Origin of the sequence: Pseudorhizobium xiangyangii, from assembly GCF_020531965.1 — a bacterium.
Classification (GTDB): Bacteria; Pseudomonadota; Alphaproteobacteria; order Rhizobiales; family Rhizobiaceae; genus Neorhizobium; species Neorhizobium xiangyangii.
Genome location: NZ_JAJAWH010000034.1, coordinates 22,348 through 34,334 on the forward strand (window position 1 = coordinate 22,348; position 11,987 = coordinate 34,334).

The following is an 11,987-nucleotide window of genomic DNA, read 5'->3' on the forward strand; positions in this document are numbered from 1 at the left end:
GTAAGGCTTTGTAAGTCTTCCCGAATTCAAGCATATTTCTCGCTCTCTCGTATCGGCGATTCGGCATGTGCGATCATCAATCCGAATGCTGCCGTTAGCAACTAATGGATGTGGCGGTTCGACTTGGGGCTCTAACGACCGCAACATCATGCGACATCAAATATCTTGTAGCAGGCGCTTCGCGTTTCTCTACGTGTCGTCTGTCGAGATCTAATCAAAGAACCGGTTGTTTGATTGGTACGAAACCGACCCGGCGCTTCCACCAGAATTTGTTAGAGTCAGTCCACTCGGCTGCCTTGATCGGGAAGAATGCTCCGTAAGCACAGGGGATCGCTGCCGCATCTGATTAACTCTTCGGACTGCCTGGGCAACGTGTCCTGGCAATCCCTGCAGTATGCGATAACTGGTGACACACCCAAGCTACAACGGTGCCTATGGGTTCCGTTCGGGAGCCACAAATCACTGCCGCCATGACTCGATTCGCATCATTGTCGCTCGCCCCCTTTACTATCGGCAGGTGATGCGACGAATTATGCGCAATTGCTGGATCGAACCGCTATATGTGGGAAAACGCCTTGAAGAGGGAAAAAGCATAATGGACGCCTCTGCTGGAGTAGGATTGGCAAGACAATCGCTTGAAGCGCTGAAGGCTGTGCCAGGTTGGCTGCTGAGCGCGGCGACGCTTGCATTGTCGGCCGTTTACTTCTGGCCGCCATTTTGGAATATGATCCCGACCGATATCCGCGGTTACGTTCCTCTTGCCACGACGATCATTGCCATTTTCACTTTTTCTAAACTTGGAAATGACATTCGGATTTCGCGCGCGCAGCGGAGAGCATGCGTCGCCCATCGCAACCGCGAGCGCCTTTTCAATCTTTACCGGCCTTTAGCCGCTCTGTTCATGACGCGACATATGACCATGGTGGAGGCGAGAGCATATCCCAACTTGCGTAGCCGTATCATTCATGCGTGGGACGAACTCGGCTTCTACCGGAAGCGCAGTGTCGGGATCCGTCACGCGATGAAGGCGCTCTTCGATCGCGGCATCTCCACCGGAGCCGAGATGGACTACTATTGCGACTATCCCATGAAGCAGATCGTCGAAATCGTTGAAGCAAACGGCTCGCATGTGAGTGCAGGCCTCATGTTGCTTGTGGCGCGAGCGGATCGTTCTCGTCACGAGGACCCGGGCCAGACCGGCATCACGGATGAAGAAATCGCTCTTTTCAATCATATCTCCAAACGCCATGAATATCTGTCGCAGCGTTACGATTGAGACGATGTTCGGCAGATAGTGTGGGATGCGGCAATTGATGGTCTCGGCCGCTGACCTTGTCGAGCCTGCAAAGGCAACCATCGTTGTTGCGAAAGCGAGATTCACTAAGTCATTCGGACGACTACGATTTCTACCCGCAACGACGGGTTGGCGGTTCGTACCCGTTCAAGGCGTTCGCTCCCACAGATTATTGACTGCACGTCATAATGTGTTTCTGCGCCCTGCCTCCTGCATCTTCAGGCGGCAAGATTTGCCCACCTGAAGATAGCGTCGATAATGCCCCTATGCGGCTTCCCACACTTGGTTCAAAATCTTTGCCGCGAGCGCTGCCTTGTCCTGCGGCAGAAAGCGGCCGTAGTGCTGCTGCACGACATCGGGCGTGTCCTGAATGGCATAACTCGCCTGCTCATACGACCCTGTCTGTTTGAGGATGTGGGTGGCTAGAATATCCCGGACATTGTGGGGACCATGCGGTAGCAAGCCCTTGATCGCACCGCGTCCCGTGTAGGGATTATAGATCCCGTACCGTTGGATCACCGTCCGCCATGCCTCGTAGAAGGTGGTGGAGTTGTAGGCAGCGTCGAGACTGGTGGTTTTCACTGTCTTGACGAACAGTGTGCCCGGGTCCTTGGCGCTGCCCAGCAGCACGCCGCGATGCTTGTCTATGTAGGCATCCAGATACTTGTAGAGGTCGAGCAGGTCCGGAAGGATCAGGCGGAATGGTTTCTGGCCAAAGAAGGACGAGCCAGAGTTCTTGAATGCCACAGAAGGAATCAGGACCTCCCATCCCCCATCGCGATCACTCCAGCGGAGCTCGCCGCATTTCAGATCTTCGAGCCGTCGCTCGGACGTCGGGAAGTGACCACGGGGACAGACGCGAAGCTGGCGGAGGTTCTTTTGCCGAAGCCCAAGATGTAGGCCGAAGCGGAGAAGCAGGAAGGAACGGACCGCCTCCGCAGCGGGTCGCGGATAGCGGTCGTCATCCGGCATCCGCTTTAGGATCTCGTCGGTGATCTTTCGATATTCCGCCAGAGGGCTGTCCGCTTCTAGTATGCACATGATCGGTTCGAACGGATCACGATGGACGCGCATGACCCGCTGAACTTCCTTCGAGCGGTTCGCCGCATGTCGATGAAACGCATCACATGCGCCATTCCAGTTACGCGCTGCGAACTCGATCTCTTCAGGGGCGATCAGTCCGTCGATTGGCCGGACGTTCTTCAGTAGCTCCGGATGCTGACGGATCCAGCCCACCTCTGCACGGGTGAGAGCCTGCGCCACCATCAGCATGTCCTGCTCCCATTTAGTGTAAAAGCCGCGGCGCTGTTCTCGCCACTGTAGGTACCAGTCCCAAACGCCTGGAAACACCAAGAGGCCGAAGCTCAGTTGGCTGAGAGGCACACCGCGACCTTTGACGATGCCGGAAGGGGAGGCGGCTAATGCTCCAAACATCAAGCCGAGATGTTCAAGCTTCTGGGATGCGGTCTCCTCACCCCAGACACCGTTTCGTTGAAAGCCGATCGCCGTCAGTGTCGATGTCTTAAAGCGAATGAGGTCGGCCATCTCCATTGCAAGCCGGGGTGTGGCGTCCACCACGCCAGAGAGCAGGTCTGGATCTTCGAGCTCGTCAGCGGCATTGTGGTTGGCGCCTGACAACAAGGGTGAGAGGCGTGGCGACAGGGAACTGCCGCCATAGGTGACTCCGGGAAAGCGGATCGCGTAGCGCTGCTTGCTCGCAGCAGCCTGGTAGCGGCGATACTCAGTCGATCCAGAGATGATCACGCGGCGTACCCAGTCGAGAATTTCCTCCCGCTTGCTGAATGGCAGGCTGCTGAAATCATCCGGCAGATGGACTGCGATCCGGCGCCGCTCGGCCGGACTGATATCCCCGAGATCATGCCCGTAAAGAGAGCGCGCCTGATGAGGCAGCTTTGCTTTAAAATACCCCGCGGGCAACTGATAACGCTTCTCGATACGGCTGAGGATGTCAAAGCTCGCGACCGACCGCGGCACGCGTTCTCCCTGGATCCATGACAGGAGGGTCTTGTTGTCGAAGTTTTCGTCCAAGCGGACCACGGCGCGGTAAAGCTGCCAATAGCTCTCGCCGAACCGGCGCATCTGATAGATTAGCGCATCTTGGAAACTCACTGGATCATCGGTCGCTTCGAACAATGGTTTAGGAAAAGGGCTGATCGGCTTTGGTTGCGGCCCCGGCGTTGCGCTGGCGGATCGAGCTGTGGAACCATCGGCGGTAAGGCGCTGGGGCTTTCTAGTTGAGGAGGGCGTTGTTGCGAGCTTTCTCAATGGAGCCTTGCTCACTCGCGCAACAGGCTTCGTAGGTTGAACGTCTTCAGCGGCCGGTGTTGCCCCGAGCCACCGGATAATTGCGTCGAGGCCTGGCCGGAGTTGCTTCTTCAGATCTGCCGTCAGCTCAGCTTCGATCCCGCAGACCTGAGCAATGGATGTCCAGTCGATGCGGCCATTCAGTATGGGGGGCGGCTTGCGGTATAGGACCAAGCTGATCAGGTAGGGACGAACGTTTTCCAAGACCCGCTTCGATGCGATTGGCCCGATGCGCACTTGGCAGAACTCTGCAATTTTTCTCTGAAAATGACGTGATGAAAGATCTTGTTTGGGCATGCTTATTCCGATTCTCTCGGCACCAGTGCCGAGGGCGAGCGGGAATAAGAGCCGCATTTTAAGAAACGGTGTATCCACACCGAGAGAATTTGGGGGCTTCGGGGACCGCGAGGGATCGATGAGACCGCTCGTGGGGGTTAAAAGCGGACCGTTGCCCCGAGCATTGACTTCCTCAGGATCGCCAAAGCGGCTCAACGCGCTCTATGCGATATCTCTTGTCAAACTCTATGAGCACCATTTCCAACGTTGCCTCGAAAGCGCCCCGGTCGAACATCGTGGATTTCGTCTCATGAAGGTAGCGCCAATCGATGAACGCATCTTTGTGCTGATACAGAATGTCCCGAATACTGTAGTCTGGGTAGAGCAAATTGGGGTGATAGGGCGCCACTGCTTTCTTGAACTCCGCGTCAAGTTTCTCCCGACCCTCGGGTTTCAGCTTCTTAAATAGCTGTGCAAGGTTGTGCGATCTGGCGGGTTTCGGATCGTCGTAGTCAAAAACAAACCACGCCTTGAGTGCCAATTCCATGGATAGTGCAAGAAGCATCGGCTCAACGCCGAAATGCTCGTGTTGATGCATATCCTCAAAGCCTACGTCTGGTAGGCTCCGTGTCTTTCGCAGGATCCCTTTTGCGGCTTGACCAAGTTTAATGGCTGTCGATAAGCGGGCGCTCATGAAAGTCCTCTAAAACGAACCACTTGGAATGGATAGCTATCCACAATAGTGGGTCGAAGGTTCAGCTCTCTTCAAGAGCAGGGATAGGTATGCTGCGAAAGATCGTTCCCCTGTCATCAGAGCGATTCAAGTTGAACATAGATGCTAATGTTCAACGCCCGCTCCGGGTCTGCCTATCTCAGCGAAGGTAGCTAATTTGATAGGTCTGAACTTGCAAGGGCGGCCGTGATGGTGTTGGAAGTCCGTGTTAGTATCATTTTGCCTAGCCCCGTTTTTAATGTCCGTACAGCCGCAACCGACCAATGTTGGTATCTTTGAGCTGGACAGAAAATATTGTACTGTTGCCTATCCGGTCGATTGTCGGGAGGCATGGCGATGAGGCGGCGGGGATTTATCTTAGCGGGAGCGTTGGCGACATTATCTGCGCGGATCGGTCTGGCTCAGACGGATCGGAAGTCAGATGCCAAGACGATCGAAAAACAGATCTCCGATTTCATCGCTGCGGAGCCCCAGCTGTTTAGGGAGCTTCCCGGTGGGAAGGGCTCCCTTGTTCTTCCGCCGGAACATCGGCTTGTTCTCCATGCCGCAGATTTTCTCTCGCAGGTACCAGTCGAACCAAAACCGATCGACAGCGCACGCTACATCATGGATAGTCATCCGGTCCTTGAGTGGCCACCGGACGTAGGGGAGTTAGAGAAGCCAGCGAACCCGATCATTATCGCATTCTTCGCAGCGACGAGGACCCAGCCATATGACGGTGATCAGACAGCGTGGTGCGCGGCTTTCTTGTGCTGGACCCTGGAGCATTGCGGGTTCGCGAGCCCGCGTAGTGCAGGTTCGAAGAGCTTTCGGGAGTTCCACCACTTTCCCTTGGTTGAAGATCCCGGCATTGGCGATATCGTCATCTTCAAGAATAGGACGCGTCCCGCTCAAGGACATGTTGCTTTCTTTGACGGCTTTGCCAATGACGACAAGGACCAGATCGTCTGTTTGGGTGGAAATCAGGCGAACAGCCTTAGCCGGAAGGTCTTCAGGAGGAGGAGCAATTCTCTGAACCTCGTCGGTTTTCGGAGGCCTTCCAAATGAAGGCCCCATCTTGGCTGATGATGCTCATTATCATCGCCTGCGATCCCTGCCACGGCTATGCTGACCCCTATTATGAGACCAAGGTCAGTGATGTCTCGACCGAGCTCGCCGTTCCAGGGCGCGATGGGGAATCGGTCACCGTGTATTCCGAGAGCCACGCTCTTTTGATCGGTGAGGTGAACTATGAGGGCGGCTATAGGCCACTCGTCGAAATCCCGGGCGAGATTAAGGATCTCACAACAGCGCTTGAGCGTCACAGGTTCAAGGTGAAGGTTTACTTCGATTTGAGGGCGGGCGAGCTCGTTTCGGTAATCGACAAGTTCATGCGCACCTATGGTTCACGTCCAGACGCCAGAATCATCGTTTACCTATCCGGTCATGGGTACACGAGAAACAGCTTTACACCGCCGATTGGGTACTTCCTGCCGGTGGACGCGGCGAAGAGTGGACCGCCCCATCAAATTGCAGCGTCGGCCATTCCCCTCGACTACTTCTCCGCTTGGGCGAGGGTTCCCGACGCAAGGCACATCTTATTTGTGTTCGATGCGTGCTTTTCTGGAGCCTTTTTCGGCTACTACGATGATGCGGCTCCAGTGCTGGCGATGAGAAACGACCCTTCGGCGCCTGCTCCGCCGCGCACATTCGGGATCGAAAGCAATGACTTTGCGATCAGTCCAGTCCCGTTGAAGCCTGGCCGGCAGTTTATATCCGCCGGGCAGGCCGGGCAACGGGTCCCTGAGAAAAGCTTACTCACACGTCTGCTAATCAACATGCTCAACGACAAAAACACTAAGGCGCTGACTACGTTCAGTCGCTGGATCACCGCCGAAGACATGGGTTTTTGGCTGCAGAAGAATGGAGAGCTTTACGCAGCGTCTATCGGTCAAGGCGGTCTTGCCCCCCGACCAATTTATGGCCGTCTTCCAGGGGAACAGAAGTATCAACAGGGCAACATGGTCTTTGACCGTATCCCGCTCGATCCTGCCGTCGAAACCGCGTGGAGCCAACTCAGCGACGAGCCCTTTCAGACAATTACCATCGTTGCCAGGTCACAGACCGCTTCGCTTGGAGTGGACGCGGATGCGAACGAGTCCTTTGGATCCCGCGACAGATCGGTTGTATTGATTCAACCGTCTGGGGAGAGTTTGAGCACAACCGCAAATCCTGTCGCAGACGAGGGGATCGGACAAGCCCAGATTTCTGTTGCTGTTCACGACCAAGCTGCCCGGACCGCCGCAAAATTAGCAGATCGGCGGACAGCCGCCCTCAGGCAAGCTGCTGCGGAAGCTAACACTCCGGAAAATCATTCTCTTTCGCTTCAACAGGAGCTTGAGTTCGCAGCTATGATTGAAAGACTTTCGTCCGACAAAGATGATGTTCGGCAGCAGGCATCGTCCACCCTCGGCACGATGATCGGATCGCTTGCCCCGCCCATACGTCCCGCAGTGGTCGACCGGCTCATGTATCGCTTCAATGAGAAAAGTACGAGCTATCAGCGCGGGGTAGCACTTGCCCTCTCGAGTCTAGACGCGCCAATCATCGCAACCGACGCCACGGCAATCATCCAGGCATTGGATATCGCCGGAAAGGGCTACGATCCTCATCTGCGCAGATACGCTCGCGCCGCCAAGGAAAAATTTTAGTTCTGAAGGTTCGCACTATGCCTTCACTTTGGTTCTTGCGGGACGGTGCGGATCGGGAAAAGAAAAATCGCGCCTCGCGGCTGCAACGATGAGGTAGGTCGCAAAGGCGGTATGGACCGCGCCGGCGCGTGAGCGGCAATGTTGACCAGAAGATCTTCAATAGTATTTGCCGAAAGGTTCCGTGTTGCAGGACGCAAACCCTCCTGGCCCAAAAAGCGGAGGTCCAGAAGGTTGGTCAGCGGGCGTGCGTCGGTCACGATTAGCAACAAATATTCTTGACCATAGCTGGTGTCGGTAAACTCCAAGGAGGCGTCACTAAAGCGAGCCAGTGAGTGCATCCGCTCACCTCCCAGATGGCCGATGGAGTAGTCGCTTCCGATATAAATGATGTTTAGATCGACCGATGACCGGGTATTATTTGTTACCTCCACGCGTAGACGATCGCCGGGGCTTGCCACCGTGACGCGACTAGCAACGACCTCTCGCGAGCTACCAGTGCCACGGCTCTGCAAAGTAAGCTTAAGTTCGATATCGGAAGGGGAGTAGTCGCGGGTCTGGCTGATCTTAAACAATGCCTTCGCCCGGTAGATCCTCTCTAGATAGCGGATAAGCGCTGCGCGGAACCCGGGCTCAGTTGTCGAGCCGAGGTTCAACGAGGGCGGCGTCTGTCGTAACGTCGAAACCGCCTCTCCAGACTCGGGTAGAAACCACAGCTTCGCCTGGTTATGCTCTAAACCGCTAGGATTGATGTCTCTTTCGGTGAGAACCGCAATGCGAACGTCGGCGGTATCGCTGGACCCAACCACGCCAATGCTAAAGCGGCGGGGGATCTGATTTGCGATATCGCTTAAAACCGTATCCACCATCTCGATGGCCCTTGAATACCTCGGATCGGCAGGAGGACGAGCCACTTTGAGTTGAAAATCGTATGTTTGAGACACAAGTCGCGCGACGCTTCGCGCAGGCAAGGTTATTTCTGAAGACGGCCCGGAATGAGAATGAGCTTTCCGGTGACCAGATCGCAAGCTGTCGCTAAGGTCCGCAAAAGCTACGCGACTTGAAAATGTATCGGCATCTGTGACTTCCACGAAGCTGACTGCGTCCTGCAATTGAGCAAGTGGCGAGGTCAGGACCGCAAGCCGCGAGCCTCGTGTCAGGCCGTCAATTAGCCCTGCCTGAACCGTCGCTCCTTTTCCAGAGGCATTGATTGGCCATTGCCGGACAAATTCTCGGTTCCTCACCCGAAAGACGGTCCTGTCGAGATCCCCTTCGAAGAGAGGCGTGGAACTGGTGCGGTTCATGCTGGCATAATGCTGGAGAACGCTGTCGCCCAGTTGGCGAAAAGTTACCGCAGGGTTTTCTGAGAGTTTTGAGAAAAGCGTATATGTAAAAAGACCAAACACCATACCATCCTCGGTCGGAAGTGGCATTTCCGGCGTGGTCTCATTCGACTGAGCTGCGAAAAAGGCGACATACCCGCCGGGTTGATTTTTTTGCGGCATCTCGATTGGCAGATCTTGTGTCGTCCATCCACTTTGCTTGATACTTGGAAAGGAGAAGATGGCCTGCCTCGGCATGCCGACCTCTTCGGGACTAATCTTTCTGAGTTTGGCGTTGGCGGGGGGCGCTGCGCGGGTAGCCGTGCCGGAATGACACGCATCAAAGACCGCCCACACGAAGGCACCGTTCGCGGTCAGGCCCTTAATCTGTCTGCCGAGTTCATCGTCTGTGATCACATTGGGGACGCTGCGACTGGCCTCGTCCCAGGGTCTCGTATCTTTCGGCAAAAGGACCTCATCGAAGCCGTCGGTCTCAGATCCTTGGTTTGACGGAAGCTGGTATCCATGTCCCGAGAAATGGAGATATACAAAATCGCCGCTTGAAGCCTGCGCAGCGACCTTTTCTAGCGCCGATAAGATATTTGCGCGGGTCGGCTCCACGGCGCCTGGCAGATCATCTGCCAGAACTGCGACATTCTCGGTTTTGAACAACACTGGTGAACGTGAAAGCAGGAAAGCGCGTATCATGGTCGCGTCGTTCCCTGGACCTTTCAGTCCGGTGCTGGCGGGAAGAGAGGGGTACTTGGATACGCCAACGATCACAGCATAATTGCTCTGAGCTGTGGCCGGTAGCGCCATGGTGACGGGCACAAACAGGACCGCCGATTTCATTAAGAGGAGAAACGAACCCGGCCATGCTCTCATTACCGTAGTCTCCGTCGCAACAACTCATGTCCATCGTATCACGTTCTGGTTGATCCTTTGAGTGGCCGTCGTAAGTGTGCTGCCTTTCCTTTTCGCGCGACACATGCGCCGGAGATCATTGCAGGTAGTGCCTGGGGGATTGTACGGTCCATCTCCGGTTGGCCCTGCCGACAATCGCGCGTGAGAGCGGGTTGATTGACACGATCCGGCATCGGACGCATGGTTATCTGGTAGGTTGCCGCGAGCATTGGATCCACCGTCTGGGGTCTGACATGCATCCAAGTCGTTTGGCGTTTGTCTTCTTTCTGATGCTTATGTGTTCGCAGGCTCTTGCCGAGAACAGGGTCGCTCTTGTTATCGGAAATTCTGCCTACCAACACGTCCCCGTACTGACCAATCCAGAAAACGATGCCGGCGATATGGCCATGAAGCTCCAAGGGTTGGGGTTCGACGTTGTGATTGGCCGCAACCTCGACCTGGTCGGTGTCAAAGAGACCGTCCGTGAGTTCGCGATGAAGCTGGAAGGTGCGGATCTCGCATTGTTCTATTACGCGGGCCACGGCCTTCAGGTGAATGGACGCAACTATATCGCTCCTGTTGACGCCCTGTTGCGATCACATATCGATCTCGACTTCGAGACCGTGCCAATGGACCTTGTTCTCGCAGCGATGGAGCGGGCGACGCAGGTAAATCTTGTGTTTCTGGATGCTTGCCGTGACAACCCACTGGCCGACAATCTTGCGCGGTCTATGGGGACGCGCTCTTCGTCTGTCAGTCGAGGGCTTGCTAAGATCGGTGGTGGGGTAGGCACTCTTATCGCATTCGCGACACAGCCTGGAAATGTCGCCTTGGATGGAACGGGCCGGAACTCTCCGTTTACTGCCGCTCTTCTGCGCAACCTTGGCAAGCCGGGACGCGACATCACACGCGAATTGATCGATGTCCGTCGCGAGGTCCTCCTCGCCACTCAGGGAAGGCAAGTGCCCTGGGACAGCTCGTCCTTAACGGGCGAAGTGGTTCTGAGGCAAAGTCTGCTTGATGACAACGCTGATGGCACCAGCCCTGTCATGCGACAGAAGGCTGCTGAGATCGCGTATTGGGAAACAATCAGGCTGTCGCAAGACCGGGCGCTATTCGATGCCTACCTTGTGCAATACCCGGATGGGGTATTTGCGTCGCTTGCAAAAGCAAAGATCCAGCTCCTGGAAACGGGGGCTCGTGAGGATCAAACGGCAGCGCTATCGCCTCCGAACGACAATACACAACCGAGTGGAGCCGCTCCCGATCTTGTTCGCTCCGTGCAGCAGGAGCTCAATCGTCTCGGGTGCCAGGCGGGACGAGAAGATGGGGAGTGGGGCGACCAAAGCCGCAGGGCTTTGAACCAGCTGAAAGCACATAAAAAAGTCGATGCTGGGACGACCGCGCCTTCCCAAGGACTGCTTGAAGAGCTGCGGAAACACAAGACAAGGATTTGTCCACTGACTTGCTCATCAACACAACGCGCATCAAACGGCAGTTGCGTTGCGATTAACGCGCCGTCGAAGAGATCGCTGCCTCCTCCTGCCACAACGATGGTTCCGCCCTCCGAAAAGAAAATCGACAATTGCCCGGCTGACGCCCAAAGTGCCGCTCGCGAGACCTTCGTGCGCGGTAGTGGGGGAGGCCGTACGGTCAGAACCGCCACCCACTCCTGCGGTAGGGAGTTTGTCTGCCGCAGACCCTCCCGCGGTAAGCGTTGGAACTGTGACTGGATGTAACCGGATCAACGGTGCGATTTTGCTCTGCCGGGTGATCGCCGATGTTAAAAGATCGCACCAATATTGGCGACCTGCTTCCATCAGCGAGATCGTGACATAACATTATTTGTGCGCACTTACTCAACCGACTGATTGAGCGATCCACAAGACGTTCCGCTCCAAATGCATGAATCGGCCTAGCTTGAAGGACGTCAAAGCGACCCCAATCTGTGCCGTGTCACAGATATCAGTGAACGGTAGTTCGATGAACTTTCAACTGCTCCTGCAACACAAGAATTGCCCGCAGAAGTCAGCCTAGCGACATTGAGGACTTCTGCGCCGATGTCCTCCACAGGTCGTCATTACGCCTAAAGATGGTGCCCAATGTCACTCATGAGGCCTGATCAGTTCGCCGGGCGACACACCTAGAGCAGATGCCAACTTCTCCAGAACGTCAATTGATGGGCTGTAGATGCCGCGTTCAAGGGAACTGACATATGTTCGATCAATTTCTGCGCGATGCGCAAGCTCCTCCTGAGACAGCCCTTTTGTCTGTCGCATGAGCCTAAGGTTTGAAGCGAACGTCTTACGGATCTCCATTCGCAAAGAGAACCCGCCTTGTAGAGTATTCCGCAACGGAGTATACTCTACAGTCGTTGGGTTTGCCGGCTTCCTTTCAGGCGGGCATCACTCCACCAAGAGGAGGAGCAACCATGGAACTACGCCAGC

General features: G+C 55.5%; 8 protein-coding genes. 4 read left to right on the forward strand and 4 right to left on the reverse strand.

Annotated features, from left to right (window positions below):
- The first annotated feature begins 406 nt into the window (after positions 1 to 406).
- Positions 407 to 1,276, forward strand: a complete 870-nt coding sequence (locus LH464_RS21835; protein WP_226788528.1) for a hypothetical protein — start codon at positions 407 to 409, stop codon at positions 1,274 to 1,276.
- 282 nt (positions 1,277 to 1,558) lie between these two features.
- Here the strand turns inward: LH464_RS21835 and LH464_RS21840 are convergent, their stop codons facing one another.
- Both LH464_RS21840 and LH464_RS21845 read right to left on the reverse strand, forming a co-directional pair.
- A complete protein-coding gene (locus LH464_RS21840; protein ID WP_226788536.1) occupies positions 1,559 to 3,916 on the reverse strand; it encodes a hypothetical protein in 2,358 nt (785 codons plus the stop codon).
- A gap of 172 nt (positions 3,917 to 4,088) precedes the next feature.
- The gene (locus tag LH464_RS21845) at positions 4,089 to 4,589 is read right to left on the reverse strand and encodes a hypothetical protein (RefSeq protein WP_226788529.1); all 501 of its coding nucleotides are present in this window, start codon (positions 4,587 to 4,589) and stop codon (positions 4,089 to 4,091) included.
- A gap of 408 nt (positions 4,590 to 4,997) precedes the next feature.
- On the opposite strand from LH464_RS21845, the gene LH464_RS21850 reads away from it, so the two are divergent.
- Entirely contained in the window at positions 4,998 to 5,675 is a 678-nt protein-coding gene (locus LH464_RS21850; RefSeq protein ID WP_226788530.1) for a hypothetical protein, read from the forward strand.
- Complete coding sequence (locus tag LH464_RS21855) at positions 5,672 to 7,318, forward strand: caspase family protein (RefSeq protein WP_226788531.1); 1,647 nt, start codon at positions 5,672 to 5,674, stop codon at positions 7,316 to 7,318. The genes LH464_RS21850 and LH464_RS21855 overlap by 4 nt, the downstream gene beginning before the upstream one ends.
- A gap of 23 nt (positions 7,319 to 7,341) precedes the next feature.
- Here the strand turns inward: LH464_RS21855 and LH464_RS21860 are convergent, their stop codons facing one another.
- Entirely contained in the window at positions 7,342 to 9,522 is a 2,181-nt protein-coding gene (locus LH464_RS21860) for a caspase family protein (RefSeq protein WP_226788532.1), read from the reverse strand.
- Positions 9,523 to 9,713: 191 nt separating this feature from the next.
- Between LH464_RS21860 and LH464_RS21865 the strand changes: the two genes are divergently transcribed.
- On the forward strand, positions 9,714 to 11,279 hold the full coding sequence (locus LH464_RS21865) for a caspase family protein (protein ID WP_226788533.1): 1,566 nt from the start codon (positions 9,714 to 9,716) through the stop codon (positions 11,277 to 11,279).
- A gap of 366 nt (positions 11,280 to 11,645) precedes the next feature.
- Here the strand turns inward: LH464_RS21865 and LH464_RS21870 are convergent, their stop codons facing one another.
- A complete protein-coding gene (locus LH464_RS21870; protein WP_226788534.1) occupies positions 11,646 to 11,858 on the reverse strand; it encodes a helix-turn-helix domain-containing protein in 213 nt (70 codons plus the stop codon).
- Positions 11,859 to 11,987: the final 129 nt, after the last annotated feature.

What these genes read in the sequence shown, in the direction of transcription:
- LH464_RS21845 (WP_226788529.1), bottom strand. Translation starts at nt 4,589, where the DNA reads ATGAGCGCCCGCTTATCGACAGCCATTAAACTTGGTCAAGCCGCAAAA.
- LH464_RS21840 (WP_226788536.1), bottom strand. Translation starts at nt 3,916, where the DNA reads ATGCCCAAACAAGATCTTTCATCACGTCATTTTCAGAGAAAAATTGCA.
- LH464_RS21860 (WP_226788532.1), bottom strand. Translation starts at nt 9,522, where the DNA reads ATGAGAGCATGGCCGGGTTCGTTTCTCCTCTTAATGAAATCGGCGGTC.
- LH464_RS21870 (WP_226788534.1), bottom strand. Translation starts at nt 11,858, where the DNA reads ATGGAGATCCGTAAGACGTTCGCTTCAAACCTTAGGCTCATGCGACAG.
- LH464_RS21855 (WP_226788531.1), top strand. Translation starts at nt 5,672, where the DNA reads ATGAAGGCCCCATCTTGGCTGATGATGCTCATTATCATCGCCTGCGAT.